The sequence below is a fragment of the Escherichia sp. E1V33 genome (assembly GCF_004211955.1).
In the GTDB taxonomy this organism is placed as follows: Bacteria; Pseudomonadota; Gammaproteobacteria; order Enterobacterales; family Enterobacteriaceae; genus Escherichia.
In genome coordinates this window covers 143,110-157,634 of sequence record NZ_RHJI01000003.1, presented here as the reverse complement: position 1 = coordinate 157,634, position 14,525 = coordinate 143,110, and the positions used below count along the sequence as shown (strand labels likewise).

The 14,525-nt window shown below is 51.1% G+C and carries 13 protein-coding genes, 2 pseudogenes and 1 other annotated feature; of the genes and pseudogenes, 4 read left to right on the top strand and 11 right to left on the bottom strand.

Translation table 11 applies throughout. The features are described from left to right. Positions 1-20: 20 nt before the first annotated feature. Positions 21-140: a sequence feature (Thr leader region), on the bottom strand. From thrL to yjjY, 3 genes are all read right to left on the bottom strand, one after another. Next, entirely contained in the window at positions 76-141 is a 66-nt protein-coding gene (gene thrL / locus D9742_RS02455) for a thr operon leader peptide (protein WP_001386572.1), read from the bottom strand. Its footprint overlaps the feature before it by 65 nt. 213 nt (positions 142-354) lie before the next feature. Then, the gene (locus D9742_RS02450; RefSeq protein ID WP_130235879.1) at positions 355-1,041 is read right to left on the bottom strand and encodes a tRNA/rRNA methyltransferase; all 687 of its coding nucleotides are present in this window, start codon (positions 1,039-1,041) and stop codon (positions 355-357) included. A gap of 399 nt (positions 1,042-1,440) precedes the next feature. Continuing rightward, a complete protein-coding gene (gene yjjY, locus D9742_RS02445) occupies positions 1,441-1,581 on the bottom strand; it encodes a protein YjjY (RefSeq protein ID WP_001303782.1) in 141 nt (46 codons plus the stop codon). Positions 1,582-1,676: 95 nt separating this feature from the next. Here yjjY and arcA point away from each other — a divergent pair, with 95 nt between their 5' ends. Continuing rightward, a complete protein-coding gene (gene arcA, locus D9742_RS02440; protein WP_001194358.1) occupies positions 1,677-2,393 on the top strand; it encodes a two-component system response regulator ArcA in 717 nt (238 codons plus the stop codon). 60 nt (positions 2,394-2,453) lie between these two features. Here arcA and creD read toward each other — a convergent pair. The 4 genes and pseudogenes from creD to creA form a co-directional block, all read right to left on the bottom strand. Further along, positions 2,454-3,813 (bottom strand): annotated as a pseudogene (creD, locus tag D9742_RS02435) (cell envelope integrity protein CreD). Between the two features lie 57 nt (positions 3,814-3,870). Further along, positions 3,871-5,296, bottom strand: a pseudogene (gene creC, locus D9742_RS02430) (two-component system sensor histidine kinase CreC). Beyond that, positions 5,296-5,985, bottom strand: a complete 690-nt coding sequence (gene creB, locus D9742_RS02425) for a two-component system response regulator CreB (RefSeq protein ID WP_130235878.1) — start codon at positions 5,983-5,985, stop codon at positions 5,296-5,298. Before creB ends, creC begins: the two are co-directional and overlap by 1 nt. A gap of 12 nt (positions 5,986-5,997) precedes the next feature. Next, entirely contained in the window at positions 5,998-6,471 is a 474-nt protein-coding gene (gene creA / locus D9742_RS02420) for a protein CreA (RefSeq protein ID WP_130235877.1), read from the bottom strand. A 210-nt stretch (positions 6,472-6,681) separates the two neighbouring features. Between creA and robA the strand changes: the two genes are divergently transcribed. Next, complete coding sequence (gene robA / locus D9742_RS02415; RefSeq protein WP_130204798.1) at positions 6,682-7,551, top strand: MDR efflux pump AcrAB transcriptional activator RobA; 870 nt, start codon at positions 6,682-6,684, stop codon at positions 7,549-7,551. Here robA and gpmB read toward each other — a convergent pair. After that, entirely contained in the window at positions 7,548-8,195 is a 648-nt protein-coding gene (gpmB, locus tag D9742_RS02410; protein ID WP_130235876.1) for a 2,3-diphosphoglycerate-dependent phosphoglycerate mutase GpmB, read from the bottom strand. The genes robA and gpmB overlap by 4 nt on opposite strands. A 50-nt stretch (positions 8,196-8,245) precedes the next feature. On the opposite strand from gpmB, the gene yjjX reads away from it, so the two are divergent. Beyond that, entirely contained in the window at positions 8,246-8,758 is a 513-nt protein-coding gene (gene yjjX, locus D9742_RS02405; protein WP_130235875.1) for an inosine/xanthosine triphosphatase, read from the top strand. Between the two features lie 42 nt (positions 8,759-8,800). On the opposite strand, the gene trpR is transcribed toward yjjX, so the two are convergent. Both trpR and sltY read right to left on the bottom strand, forming a co-directional pair. Then, the gene (gene trpR, locus D9742_RS02400) at positions 8,801-9,127 is read right to left on the bottom strand and encodes a trp operon repressor (RefSeq protein WP_064530383.1); all 327 of its coding nucleotides are present in this window, start codon (positions 9,125-9,127) and stop codon (positions 8,801-8,803) included. 89 nt (positions 9,128-9,216) lie between these two features. Then, positions 9,217-11,154 (bottom strand): murein transglycosylase, encoded by a 1,938-nt coding sequence (gene sltY, locus D9742_RS02395; protein ID WP_130235874.1) that lies wholly within the window; start codon positions 11,152-11,154, stop codon positions 9,217-9,219. A gap of 335 nt (positions 11,155-11,489) precedes the next feature. Here sltY and ettA point away from each other — a divergent pair, with 335 nt between their 5' ends. Continuing rightward, complete coding sequence (gene ettA / locus D9742_RS02390; protein ID WP_097480608.1) at positions 11,490-13,157, top strand: energy-dependent translational throttle protein EttA; 1,668 nt, start codon at positions 11,490-11,492, stop codon at positions 13,155-13,157. 120 nt (positions 13,158-13,277) lie between these two features. Here the strand turns inward: ettA and nadR are convergent, their stop codons facing one another. Next, positions 13,278-14,510, bottom strand: coding sequence for a multifunctional transcriptional regulator/nicotinamide-nucleotide adenylyltransferase/ribosylnicotinamide kinase NadR (gene nadR / locus D9742_RS02385; protein WP_000093813.1), 1,233 nt, complete (start codon positions 14,508-14,510; stop codon positions 13,278-13,280). Between the last annotated feature and the right edge of the window lie 15 nt (positions 14,511-14,525).

The following is a 14,525-nucleotide window of genomic DNA, read 5'->3' as shown; positions in this document are numbered from 1 at the left end:
TTACCTCGTTACCTTTGGTCGAAAAAAAAGCCCGCACTGTCAGGTGCGGGCTTTTTTCTGTGTTTCCTGTACGCGTCAGCCCGCACCGTTACCTGTGGTAATGGTGATGGTGGTGGTAATGGTGGTGCTGATGCGTTTCATGGATGTTGTGTACTCTGTAATTTTTATCTGTCTGTGCGCTATGCCTATATTGGTTAAAGTATTTAGTGACCTAAGTCAATAAAATTTTAATTTGCTCACGGCAGGTTACCAGTTCATAGAGTGCTGGCAGATGCTCTTTTTTTAATCCATACAGAGACATATTGCCCATTGCAGTCAGAATAAAAATCTGAAAACGTCCTTCCTTGTCGTTTTTTATTTGGTGATATTTTTTTCAATATCATGCAGCAAACGATGCAACATGGCCGTGTCTCGTTGCTCTAACAGCCCAATGCGTTGCTGTAACCAGTCGACCAGTTTGGTGTCATCTGCCACCGCCAGAGTCGTTAACAATGACATGGCACGTTCACGTAATGCCTGCAGTTGAAATGGGTCCGCCGTTGCGGCAGATTCCACCGGTTGTTGTATTAATGTTGCTAATTGATAGCAATAAACCATCACCGCCTGCCCCAAATTCAGCGATGGATAATCCGCCACCATTGGCACGCCGGTGAGGACATCAGCAAGCGCCAACTCTTCGTTAGTCAAGCCGGAATCTTCGCGACCAAAGACCAGCGCCGCGTGGTTCATCCATGTCGATTTTTCCTCCAGTAGCGGCACCAGCTCTATCGGCGTGGCGTAGTAATGGTACTTCGCCCGACTGCGCGCAGTGGTGGCAACGGTAAAATCAACGTCGTGTAGCGATTCAGCCAGCGTTGAGAAAACCTTAATATTATCAATAATATCACCAGATCCATGCGCCACCCAGCGGGTAGCTGGCTCCAGGTGTGCCTGACTATCGACAATGCGCAGCTCGCTAAATCCCATTGTTTTCATCGCCCGGGCCGCTGCACCAATATTTTCTGCTCTGGCAGGTGCCACCAGAATAATCGTTATACGCATGTTGCCACTCTTCTTGATCAAATAACCGCGAACAGGGTGATGAATGTCAACTTATTACGCGGAGAGAATTTACAAATTCGTAACGTAAGTCGCAGAAAAAGCCCTTCACTTAACTTAAAAAAAGCTAAACTATTTCTTGACTATACTAACGGTGTAATTGTTAAAAATTGCTACATATCTTTCTGTTTACTTAGGATAATTTTATAAAAAATAAATCTCGACAATTGGATTCACCACGTTTATTAGTTGTATAAGGCAACTAGTTGTATTATTAAAATAATGTGACGAAAGCTAGCATTTAGATACGATGATTTCATCAAACTGTTAACGTGCTACAATTGAACTTGATATATGTCAACGAAGCGTAGTTTTATTGGGTGTCCGGCACGTCTTAGCCTGTTATGTTGCTGTTAAAATGGTTAGGATGACAGCCGTTTTTGACACTGTCGGGTCCTGAGGGAAAGTACCCACGACCAAGCTAATGATGTTGTTGACGTTGATGGAAAGTGCATCAAGAACGCAATTACGTACTTTAGTCATGTTACGCCGATCATGTTAATTTGCAGCATGCATCAGGCAGGTCAGGGACTTTTGTACTTCCTGTTTCGATTTAGTTGGCAATTTAGGTAGCAAACATGCAGACCCCGCACATTCTTATCGTTGAAGACGAGTTGGTAACACGCAACACGTTGAAAAGTATTTTCGAAGCGGAAGGCTATGATGTTTTCGAAGCGACAGATGGCGCGGAAATGCATCAGATCCTCTCTGAATATGACATCAACCTGGTGATCATGGATATCAATCTGCCGGGTAAGAACGGTCTTCTGTTAGCGCGTGAACTGCGCGAGCAGGCGAATGTTGCGTTGATGTTCCTGACTGGCCGTGACAACGAAGTCGATAAAATTCTCGGCCTCGAAATCGGTGCAGATGACTACATCACCAAACCGTTCAACCCGCGTGAACTGACCATCCGTGCACGCAACCTGCTGTCCCGTACCATGAACCTGGGTACAGTCAGCGAAGAACGTCGTAGCGTTGAAAGCTATAAGTTCAATGGTTGGGAACTGGACATCAACAGCCGTTCGTTGATCGGTCCTGATGGCGAGCAGTACAAACTGCCGCGCAGCGAGTTCCGCGCCATGCTTCACTTCTGTGAAAATCCAGGCAAAATTCAGTCTCGTGCTGAACTGCTGAAGAAAATGACCGGCCGTGAGCTGAAACCGCACGACCGTACTGTAGACGTGACGATCCGTCGTATTCGTAAACACTTCGAATCTACGCCGGATACGCCGGAAATCATCGCCACCATTCACGGTGAAGGTTATCGCTTCTGCGGTGATCTGGAAGATTAATCGGCTTTACCACCGTCCAAAAAAAACGGCGCTTTTTAGCGCCGTTTTTATTTTTCAACCTTATTTCCAGATACGTAATTCATCGTCCGTTGTAACTTCTTTACTGGCTTTCATTTTTGGCAGTGACAACGCATACCAGTCGATATTCCGCGTCACAAACATCATGCCTGCCAACGCCACCACCAGCACACTCGTCCCCAACAACAATGCACTGTCAGCAGAACTCAGTAGCCCCCACATCACACCATCCAGCAACAGCAGCGCGAATGTAAACAACATGCTGTTACGCCAGCCTTTCAATACCGCCTGCAAGTAAATACCATTCATTAACGCTCCAATCAGACTGGCGATTATCCATGCCACGGTAAAACCGGTGTGTTCAGAAAGCGCCAGCAAGAGCAGATAAAACATCACCAGTGACAGTCCCACCAGCAAATATTGCATTGGGTGTAAACGTTGCGCGGTGAGCGTTTCAAAAACAAAGAAGGCCATAAAAGTCAGCGCAATCAGCAAAATGGCGTACTTAGTCGCCCGGTCCGTTAATTGATACTGATCGGCTGGCGTCGTCACTGCGACGCTAAACGCCGGGAAGTTTTCCCAGCCGGTATCATTGCCTGAAGCAAAACGCTCACCGAGATTATTAGCAAACCAACTGCTTTGCCATTGCGCCTGAAAACCGGATGCTCTTATTTCTCGTTTCGCTGGCAAAAAATCACCTAAAAAGCTGGGATGCGGCCAGTTGCTGGTTAAAGTCATTTCGCTATTACGTCCCGTCGGCACCACGGACAAATCGCCAGTACCGCTTAAATTCAGCGCCATATTCAGCTTCAAGTTCTGCTTCAGCCAGTCCCCTTCGGGTAAAGGAATATGCACGCCCTGCCCGCCTTGCTCTAACCCTGTTCCGGGCTCAATGGTCAGCGCTGTTCCGTTAAGTTCAGGCGCTTTCACTACGCCGATCCCGCGCGCATCGCCTACGCTAATCACAATAAACGGCTTGCCTAAGGTGATGTTTGGCGTGTTGAGTTCACTAAGACGCGAAACATCGAAATCGGCTTTTAGTGTTAAATCGCTGTGCCAGACCTGACCGGTATAAATCCCAATCTTGCGTTCTTCCACATTCTGATTGCCATCAACCATCAACCATCAACGACTCAGGTAACCAGAAATGGATAAAACTTCGTTTCCGCTCCACGGTTTTATCCTCTTCCTGCACCGTATAAAGCTCGGTCACAGGAATAGCGATAAGCGGTCCAACTAATTTTTGCGGTCCACTGGTGCTTTGACGAATCGCATCTTCAACATCGCTACGGTAATCGGCTCGTTCGACAATTACCTGTCGAATCAACATTAATGGAATTAACAACAGCAATACTGCACCAAATAAAGTGGCCATTTTCCAGAACAGGGGGGATTTCAACATAGTCTTCTCCTTTGCAATGGCGACAGGATATGAAGACTATATGGGAAGAATTTGAAGTTATGTGAAGTAACGGTGAAGTCGAAGCGAGGCCAGCACACCGCCTTGCGGCACGTTGCACAGCGTGACTTCGCCATTAAGCAAGCGGGCGACTTCACTGACAAACGCCAGCCCCAGACCACTGCTTTTTTGCCCATTCGCACGCGGCAAAGAGTAAAAGCGTTCAAAAATACGCGATAGCGCGTAGTCAGGAATGCCGCTACCGGTATCCTGCACGTTAAGCGTAACGTGTTCCTGCTCCCCCCCCAGCACTAAGCGTTATGCAGCCATTCTCGGGAGTAAAATCGATAGCGTTATCCAGTAAATTCCCCAGCGCCTGTTCCAACAACGCAGGTTCAGCAGCAACGTTAATATCGGTGGGCATAACATGCAGAGTGATGTTTTTTTCTGCCAACTGCACGGTGCGCGCTTCGCTGACGCGGCGAAATAATGCCGCCACATCAACCGCAGAAAGAACGACCTCCTGACGATTCTCCAGTCTTGCCTGGCGTAGTAGCGTTTCCACCAGCGCCTGCATTCGCGCGTTTTGCGTCAGAATGTTGTCGGTAAAACGAGCCACCACATCCGGCGGCGGACCTTCGCGTAAAATTTCCGCAGCACCACGAATCGCCGCCAGCGGGCTTTTCAACTCATGGGTTAACGCATAAACATACTGCTCAATATAGTTTTTCCCTTCCAGCTTCACGCGCATACTTTCCAGCGCCTGCGCTAACTTACGCAACTCGCTACTGCCGAGTTCAGGAAGCGGAACGGGCTTATTGTCGGTAACGGAATCGGCATAGCGAGTGAGCCGGGCAATGGAGCGGTTGATCCACCAAACCATGCCTGCGCCAATTACCAGTGCAATTCCCAGCAAAATGGCGCTGGCCCATAAAATTCGCCGCTCGCTGCGCTTAATGACCGGAGCCATCGCCGCGTTCGGTTTGCCTACGCTCAAAACGCCAATAAGCCGCGAGCCGTCCATAATCGGCGCGGCAACATACATCACCGAACTTTCGGGATCGGCAGGATTTTGCAACGTGCTGCGCGCACCATACTGACCACGCAACGTTAGCCAGACGTCATTCCAGCGCGAATAATCCTGCCCAACGGCTTTATTTGCCGAATCAAACAATACTTTGCCCTGCGCATCGGTCATATAGACATGATATTCGTTACGCACTTTGTTGATGCCGCTGATATTGGCGCGAAACGGGCGATTTTGTAGCTGGTTAAACGCCTGCGCCAGCTGCCCATGCGTTGGGTCACCAAAGAGCAAATCGGCACGCGCCAGCTCCGCCAGCAACGTTGCGGTGTCGATCAACGTCCCCTCCGTTGCTCTTCGCACGCCCGGTTTAACTTCTTTGACAAAAATAGCCAGTACGAACCAGGCGGCTACCGCCACCAGTAAAAAATACCCCAGCAACAGCCGCATGCCGATACGCATTACAGGCTCCTCAGGCTGTATCCCATGCCGCGATGGGTATTGATCGGCGAAAGCTCGGGATTAATAGCGCGCAGTTTGGCACGCAGCGTTTTAATGTGAGTATCGACAGTGCGATCGTAGGTGTCCTGCGCATCTTCCCAGACGCTATCCATCAGTTGCTGACGCGACCAGACGCGGCCCGGCGACTTGAGTAACGTTTTCAGCAACAAAAACTCATACCGTGTTAGCGTTAATGGCGTGTCAAACCAGCTGATCTGCGCCGCGGGTTCATTTAATTCAAAATGACCAATACGGATGACGGGAGACGGCGTCGAGAACTTCTTCACCCGACGCAGTAAGGTGCGCACTCTGGCGCACACTTCGCGGGGTGAAAACGGTTTAGCCACGTAGTCGTCAGCGCCTATTTCCAGCCCAAGCAGGCGATCCACCTCTTCACTACGAGCAGTCAGGAACAGTACAGGTAGCGCCGGATGGATCGCCAGCAACTGACGGCACAATTCAAAGCCGCTGATATCCGGCAGACCAACATCGAGAATAATGACGTCGGGAACCTGCTGGCGTGCTTTATCCAAAACCGGCAAACCTCGTTCAAAGACCTCGACGGCAAAACCTTCCTGCTGCAACATGTAGACCAGCGTGTCGGCTATCCCTTGCTCGTCTTCCACTAACCAGACCGTTTCCCGTTGCATATATCGCCTCTGTTATTGCCGCCACGGCATGACAGGCACCGCGCTAATCGCGTTTTTTGGTGACCCATCAACAACTTTGTCGGAGTAGGCAAGGTAAGCGAGCGCGTTGCGTTTGGTGTCATAGAAGCGTACGACCTGTAACGACTTAAAGACCAGCGACGTACGTTTTTTGAATACCACTTCGCCCTGAGCTTTGCCGTTTTTAATGCGCTCTGACAGTTCAATCGGCCCGACTTGCTGGCAGGAAATAGCCGCATCGGAAGTATCTTCCGCCAGGCCCAATCCCCCTTTAATACCGCCGGTTTTTGCCCGACTCACATAACAGGTGACATTTTTCACATCGGGATCGTCAAAGGCTTCTACGACAATTTTGTGGTCCGGGCCGATCATTTTAAATACGGTATCGACCGAACCAATTTCTTCCGCATGTGCCAATGGCCCCAGCATTATCAGGCTTAAAGACAGGATCAAATGCTTGTATTTCATATTGTTACCATTTTAATAAGTTACACAGAGCAATTAGTTCGTCACGGTAAATAACATATTGATTAAGAACAAAATTTCAACAATTTTATTTCCGTCAAGACCTAAAACATACTCTACTAAGAAAAAAACACTGAATGCTAAAACAGCAAAAAATGCTATTATCCAATTACCTGATGTCAGGTGCTCGTTGTGAAAGGATGAGGATATTTTATGGATCAGGCCGGCATTATTCGCGACCTTTTAATCTGGTTGGAAGGTCATCTGGATCAGCCACTGTCGCTCGACAATGTAGCGGCGAAAGCAGGTTATTCCAAGTGGCACTTACAGAGAATGTTTAAAGATGTCACTGGCCATGCTATTGGCGCGTATATACGTGCTCGTCGTTTGTCGAAATCGGCGGTTGCACTACGCCTGACCGCGCGCCCAATTCTGGATATTGCGCTGCAATACCGCTTCGACTCTCAACAGACATTTACTCGCGCATTCAAGAAGCAGTTTGCCCAGACTCCCGCACTTTACCGCCGTTCTCCTGAATGGAGCGCCTTTGGTATTCGCCCGCCGCTGCGTCTGGGTGAATTCACCATGCCAGAGCACAAATTTGTCACGCTGGAAGACACGCCGCTGATTGGCGTAACTCAGAGTTACTCCTGTTCACTGGAGCAAATCTCTGATTTCCGCCATGAAATGCGTTATCAGTTCTGGCACGATTTTCTCGGCAACGCACCGACCATTCCGCCAGTACTTTACGGCCTGAATGAAACGCGTCCAAGCCAGGATAAAGACGACGAGCAAGAGGTGTTCTACACTACTGCGTTGGCTCAGGAGCAAGCAGACGGCTATGTTCTGACGGGGCATCCGGTGCTGTTGCAGGGCGGCGAATATGTGATGTTTACCTATGAAGGTCTGGGAACCGGCGTACAGGAGTTTATCCTGACGGTATACGGAACATGCATGCCAATGCTCAACCTGACGCGCCGTAAAGGTCAGGATATTGAGCGATACTACCCGGCAGAAGATGCCAAAGCGGGAGATCGCCCAATTAATCTGCGCTGCGAACTGCTGATTCCAGTACGTCGTTAACGCTGCAACTCGTCTAATGCAGGGGCGTCCAGATGCGAGATGTCCCCTGCTGTTTCAACGACCCAACCAGACGCCAGCCACAGGCTTTCCTGATAATCCACACGCGAAATAGAACAGTTACGCAGACGTAAGCGGCGTTCTGCCCATGCAGGTAGGCCCAGAATAGTACTCACCAGACATCCCAGCGCGATACCGTGGCTCACCAGTAGTGGTCGACTTCCCTGCGGCAAATCCCGGCAGGATTCCAGGGCCGCATTGACGCGATCGCTCAGTTCCTGCATTGACTCGCCTTCAGGAATACGCCCGTCGACAGTGCCATTTACCAGTTGGCGACGCCAGTTCTCTTCTTCTTCGGTCAGAGAATCGATATGTCTTTTTTCCAGCACGCCCATATTTAATTCACGCAGGCGGGAATCAAAGATTATGTCACAGCCGCAAGCCTGGGCGATGATTTCCGCCGTGCGCCGGGTGCGACCTAAATCGCTACTGATGATATGTGTAATGCCAAGCTCTTTGGCACGCGCCGCCACCTGCATTGCTTGTTGCTCACCTTTGGCAGTCAGTGGGCTATCAGACTGGCCCTGAATACGTCGCTCGGCGTTCCACTGCGTTTCACCGTGGCGGACTAGGTATACCTGTAACATGCTTTTTTTCCGTATACTGCTGTAACGTTAATTTTTGAGTAATCCTGATTATGCACCATGTTGTCTGTGCGACCACCAATCCCGCTAAAATTCAGGCCATTCTGCAGGCATTTCACGAGATCTTCGGCGAAGGATCCTGCCACATTGAGTCCGTTGCCGTCGAGAGCGGTGTACCGGAACAACCCTTTGGCAGTGAGGAAACGCGCGCTGGCGCACGAAATCGGGTAGAAAATGCCCGCCGTTTACATCCAGAGGCTGATTTTTGGGTGGCGATTGAAGCGGGCATTGATGGTGACAGCACCTTCAGTTGGGTGGTCATTGAAAGCACCAACCAACGCGGCGAAGCGCGTTCGGCAACTTTGCCGTTACCTGCGGTGATTCTGGAAAAAGTGCGTGAAGGCGAGGCGCTTGGCCCCGTGATGTCGCGTTATACCGGTATTGATGAAATTGGCCGTAAGGAAGGGGCGATTGGCGTGTTTACTGCCGGGAAACTCACCCGCGCCAGTGTTTATCACCAGGCGGTGATCCTGGCGCTGAGTCCGTTTCATAATGCCGTGTATTAAACACCTGATTCGGCGCTGCCGCGTCTTATCAGACCTACAAAATCAATCGCTTTTCAGTAACACGTCTTCCAGCCACTGACGCAGCTCAACGGGGGCGGCTTTCAGACTGTTAGATCCACGCGTAATGGTCGCGATGCCCGCGCCGAGTTCATTTTTTAACTCGCGCTGGCTCATTTCACCGCGCAACAACTCTTCGACGATACGCACGCGAGTCCCCAATGCTTCGCGCTCATCCGGCGTCAGCATCAGATTCAACAACGGTAAATGGAGATCGTTTTCGTAGGCATTCTTAAGCAGGTCGACAAAACGTAACCACTCCTGGTGACGCTGTTCTGCCATCGCTGCTGAATAGGGTGATTGTTGGGCCATAGTGTGTCGCCATTGTTAGCGGGGGAAGCAAAATGCCTCCCCCGGTTGTACTCGCTAAAGAGTACGATAGCATATCATAAACGTGTGGATCAGTAACGACGTCCCCATTCCGTAGCGCTCAAAAGCGTGGGTTTATCGCCCATGAAATAGCGATAGTACGCGTCATAAGCCAGAACATTTTTCACATAACCGCGTGTCTCGGAGAACGGAATACTCTCGACAAACGCCACCGCGTCGATACGCCCGGCGCTGTTGCCAAGCCAGGTGCGTACCCGTCCTGGTCCGGCGTTATAAGCTGCTGAGGAGAAAATACGGTTATTGCCAAACTGCTGATAAACATATTGCAGGTAACTAGTGCCTATGTTGATGTTTGTTTCCGGATCCAGCAATTGCCCAGGGCTGCTATAACCAGGAATAGAAAACATCTTCACCGTTTGAGTCGCCGTCCCGGGCATAATCTGCATCAGGCCGCTGGCCCCTACCGGTGATTTCACTTTCGGATTCCAGGCGCTCTCCTGACGGGCAATCGCCATTGCATAGCTTTGCGGGATATCTTTGCCGTTGGTGTAACGTTCGAAGAGATCGTTGTAGGCCAGTGGGAATCGTTCTTCCAGATGATCCCACAATTTCCCGGCGATCGTCGCCTGAACACTGAGATCCCACCAGTGATTATTAAAGGCATAACGTGCCAACTGCGCCTGCTCTGTTTTTGACTTGCTCTTCACCAGATTGGCCCACTCGCTACGCGCGGTGTTATCCATATTCCAGTACATCAACTCACGCACGCGCGCCATCTCCGGCCCCTGGGTCAGGGCGTTGTCAACATTCTGCGGCGCTTTATCAATCTTTAGTTGATACTCTTCGCCAATACGTTGCGCAGCGACCATCGGGTAAAATCCACGCTGTTGCATGAGTTGATGCAAAATCTCTTTTGCTTCAGCTTCACGCCCGCGTTCCAGCAGTATATCCGCCTGCCAGTAGCGCCATTCATCTTTATTTTTCGCCTCCATTGGCAGACGCGCCAGCCAGGTATTCAGACCACGGCGATCGCCAGTGCCAAGCGCCATCCGCACGCGGCGTTCAATTAACGACGTGGATTGCGAACGCATAATCGCGTCATCACGCCATTTCGCCTGTTCGTTGGTAACATCGTTGCCCATCAAACGCCAGGCGACGATATCGCGCAGCTCCTGAATCTGATCTTCATTAAGCTGCTGCGCCTGGGCAAGCGACGGGATCATCAGCCGTGCGTTTTCAGCATCCTGACGTGCCACGCTGGCAAATGCCACCGCCGCCATCTGACGGGTAAAATCGGTCGCGCCGGTCGAACGCGCGAAGGTCAGCACCGTATTAGGATCATTCGCCAGCGAAATGATTGCCGAAGCGATAGTCTGGTAATCGGCAGGCATCTGCCCTGCCAGCACCGTCACCAGACCGGTATTGCCTGCTTTCATCGCCAGACGGATACGCTCTAAATAAGCCAGCGGTTCTTGTTTACCGGACGCACGCCAGACGCTAAATAACTTGTCACAAGCGTTAGGCTGGCTCTTCCCGGTTAGCCACAGCTCTTTCGCCCCCTGCCAGGCTTCTTCACTCTGCCCAGTGTTCCATTTTGCATAGTAGTAATTACACTGGGCTTCGGTTGTGCCTGGTTTTTCTGGGCTAAAGGCTAACAGGCCACGCCAGTCTTCACGCCGCGCCAGTTCATTGACGAAACGAGATTGCAGCGTGCGAGCGGGAGGAAGCGTGGGGTTAGCGCGAACAAAATTAGTCACCGTCACTGCCGGTTGATTCATCAGATCATCGGTTATCTGACGATATTCCAGGTAGGGATATAACGGGTAATCCTTCAGGGATGGCATCATTTGTTCGACCACATCCATTTGTCGATTATCCCATGCCTGTTTAATTTGCGCGTAGCGGCTACGCTGCTCATCCAGTGAGTCGGCTCGCGCCACGCTGCTGACCGTCAGCAGACAGACACCAGCAGCCAACAGCCGCCAGGTAACTTGTTTGGCTTTTTCCACAAGCGCACCCTCTAAGTGTAAATACATCAATGCAGCATCATGCCGCGTAATAGATTTATGCTAACCAGTCATTGCCGTTTACGCCACGTTACGGACACTTTTTTACTTTTATACTCTAAATAATTCGAGTTGCAGGAAGGCGATAAGTGAGTGAGTCCCCAGGAGCTTACAGAAGTAAGTGACTGGGGTGAGCGAGCGTAAGCGCAGCACATGCAACTTGAAGTATGACGAGTATACTGCGAGGGTGATCGACCGGCTGGGATTAGATAAGGAAACAGGCTACACTTCGCCTTTGAAAACTCATCATCACGATAAACATAGAGGCGAAGTCCAACGTGGCTCAATTCGTTTATACCATGCATCGTGTCGGCAAAGTTGTTCCGCCGAAACGTCATATTTTGAAAAACATCTCTCTGAGTTTCTTCCCCGGGGCAAAAATTGGCGTCCTGGGTCTGAACGGCGCGGGTAAGTCTACCCTGCTGCGCATTATGGCGGGCATCGATAAAGACATCGAAGGTGAAGCGCGTCCGCAACCGGATATCAAAATCGGCTATCTGCCGCAGGAACCGCAGCTCAACCCGGAACACACCGTACGTGAGTCCATTGAAGAAGCCGTTTCTGAAGTGGTTAACGCCCTGAAACGTCTGGATGAAGTGTACGCGCTGTATGCCGATCCGGATGCAGATTTCGACAAACTGGCCGCTGAACAGGGCCGTCTGGAAGAGATCATTCAGGCTCACGACGGTCATAACCTGAACGTACAGCTGGAGCGTGCGGCGGATGCGCTGCGTCTGCCGGACTGGGACGCGAAAATCGCTAACCTCTCCGGTGGTGAGCGTCGTCGCGTGGCGTTGTGCCGCCTGCTGCTGGAAAAACCAGACATGCTGCTGCTCGACGAACCAACCAACCACCTGGATGCCGAATCCGTGGCGTGGCTGGAACGCTTCCTGCACGACTTCGAAGGCACCGTGGTGGCGATTACCCACGACCGTTACTTCCTCGATAACGTTGCGGGCTGGATCCTCGAACTTGACCGCGGTGAAGGTATTCCGTGGGAAGGCAACTACTCTTCCTGGCTGGAGCAGAAAGATCAGCGTCTGGCGCAAGAAGCTTCACAAGAAGCGGCGCGTCGTAAGTCGATTGAGAAAGAGCTGGAGTGGGTACGTCAGGGTACTAAAGGCCGTCAGTCGAAAGGCAAAGCACGTCTGGCACGCTTTGAAGAGCTGAACAATACCGAATACCAGAAACGTAACGAAACCAACGAACTGTTTATTCCACCTGGACCGCGTCTGGGCGATAAAGTGCTGGAAGTCAGCAACCTGCGTAAATCCTACGGCGATCGCCTGCTGATTGATGACCTGAGCTTCTCGATCCCGAAAGGGGCGATCGTCGGGATCATCGGTCCGAACGGCGCGGGTAAATCGACCCTGTTCCGTATGATCTCCGGTCAGGAACAGCCGGACAGCGGCACCATCACTTTGGGTGAAACGGTGAAACTGGCATCGGTTGATCAGTTCCGTGACTCAATGGATAACAGCAAAACCGTTTGGGAAGAAGTTTCCGGCGGGCTGGATATCATGAAGATTGGCAACACCGAGATGCCAAGCCGCGCCTACGTTGGCCGCTTTAACTTTAAAGGGGTTGATCAGGGTAAACGCGTTGGTGAACTCTCCGGTGGTGAGCGCGGTCGTCTGCATCTGGCGAAGCTGCTGCAGGTTGGCGGCAACATGCTGCTGCTCGACGAACCAACTAACGACCTGGATATCGAAACCCTGCGCGCGCTGGAAAACGCCCTGCTGGAGTTCCCTGGCTGCGCGATGGTTATCTCGCACGACCGTTGGTTCCTCGACCGTATTGCCACGCACATCCTGGACTACCAGGATGAAGGTAAAGTTGAGTTCTTCGAAGGTAACTTTACCGAGTACGAAGAGTACAAAAAACGCACGCTGGGCGCAGACGCGCTGGAGCCGAAGCGTATCAAGTACAAGCGTATTGCGAAGTAATGCGTAAAATGCCGGATGCGGCGTGAACGCCTTATCCGGCCTACAAAACCAGCAATTTCAATACGTTGTAAAACTGTAGGCCTGATAAGACGCGGTAAGCGTCGCATCAGGCATAAGTTCTTACCTTTGCTCCCCCATCATCTCCCGCACCAGTTCCACGCAGCGCAGGAAACGGCTGTCGTAATCATCCTCTTCAACCCGCACGAATTCGATATTGTTCTCTTCCAGCATCTCCACCAGCAAGTTCTGGAACTCTTTGCGATCCACCGAACTGCCGAGGCTGCGTAAACCATCCGCCACCCACGGAGTGTTGTTCTCCAGCAGGATCACCAGATCGAAACGGTATTCATCAATCAACGCCTGCACGAACGGATGCTCACGCCCTTCGTACTTTTTGCAGAACGCCTGAGTTGTCACGAAATCGGTGTCGATAAACGCCACTTTATTGGCATATTTCACTGCAAAATCAATATATTGTGCGTGACCCAGCGCGATTTTATCGTAATCGGAATACTGCAATGCAATCTCATCACCGCCGAGGTGTGAAAAGACATAATCGCGACCATATTCCCACGCACTGGTGGTGTTGAAGATATTGGCGAGTTTGTTTACCAGGGTGGATTTACCGCTCGATTCGCCGCCGAGGATCGCCACGGTGCGCACAAAGAACGGCTTCACTTCGGTAGGAATATATTCCCAGTAGCGGAACGGGTTTTCGCGGATCTGCGCACCGCTGATACTCATAAAGGTACGTTTCGGATCGACCAGCACCGTTTCGATCCCCAGATGTTCCATATACTGCGGCGCGTCGGCTTCTTCCGAGGTGTAGATCAGATCCGGCTGAATTCCTTTTTCGGCCATAAATTTTTTGATGCCATTGCTCCACACATCCCAGCCGTGCGGATACGGCTCCATGCCCTCTTCGTTGAAGGCATGAATACGGATATTTTTCTGATACTTAAAAGTTTGCAATAACCAGCGCAGACGATCCGGCACCGTGGGCTGCTGCGACATGGCACTGTCTTCGAACAGTGCGCGGTCACGGGTATCGTCAAAGCCCATGATGATATGCAACTCGTCAACCTGGCTACAGGCGCGCTGGATAAGGTAGATATGTCCGGTATGCAGCGGGTAGAACTTACCAAATACAACGCCGATCGTTTTCTTCTGCCGGGGAAACTCAAGCCCCAAAAAACGGTGCAATGCCTCCAGCTTTTGCGCGCTGGGGCTTTTAATTTTGGCATTCAGTAACTGGCTTAAATACCCTTTGGTCATACCGCTGGCATCAGCCACCTGCTGTAGCGTGCAGCCCTGTTGCTTGATGGCAGTTTTCAGGTAATCAAATGACGACATATCTCCCTCCGTATC

Bases quoted from the DNA above. Each gene is read 5' to 3' on its own strand.
- D9742_RS02450 (WP_130235879.1), bottom strand. From the start codon at position 1,041: ATGCGTATAACGATTATTCTGGTGGCACCTGCCAGAGCAGAAAATATT.
- yjjY (WP_001303782.1), bottom strand. From the start codon at position 1,581: ATGACTAAAGTACGTAATTGCGTTCTTGATGCACTTTCCATCAACGTC.
- arcA (WP_001194358.1), top strand. From the start codon at position 1,677: ATGCAGACCCCGCACATTCTTATCGTTGAAGACGAGTTGGTAACACGC.
- creB (WP_130235878.1), bottom strand. From the start codon at position 5,985: ATGCAACGGGAAACGGTCTGGTTAGTGGAAGACGAGCAAGGGATAGCC.
- creA (WP_130235877.1), bottom strand. From the start codon at position 6,471: ATGAAATACAAGCATTTGATCCTGTCTTTAAGCCTGATAATGCTGGGG.
- robA (WP_130204798.1), top strand. From the start codon at position 6,682: ATGGATCAGGCCGGCATTATTCGCGACCTTTTAATCTGGTTGGAAGGT.
- gpmB (WP_130235876.1), bottom strand. From the start codon at position 8,195: ATGTTACAGGTATACCTAGTCCGCCACGGTGAAACGCAGTGGAACGCC.
- yjjX (WP_130235875.1), top strand. From the start codon at position 8,246: ATGCACCATGTTGTCTGTGCGACCACCAATCCCGCTAAAATTCAGGCC.
- trpR (WP_064530383.1), bottom strand. From the start codon at position 9,127: ATGGCCCAACAATCACCCTATTCAGCAGCGATGGCAGAACAGCGTCAC.
- nadR (WP_000093813.1), bottom strand. From the start codon at position 14,510: ATGTCGTCATTTGATTACCTGAAAACTGCCATCAAGCAACAGGGCTGC.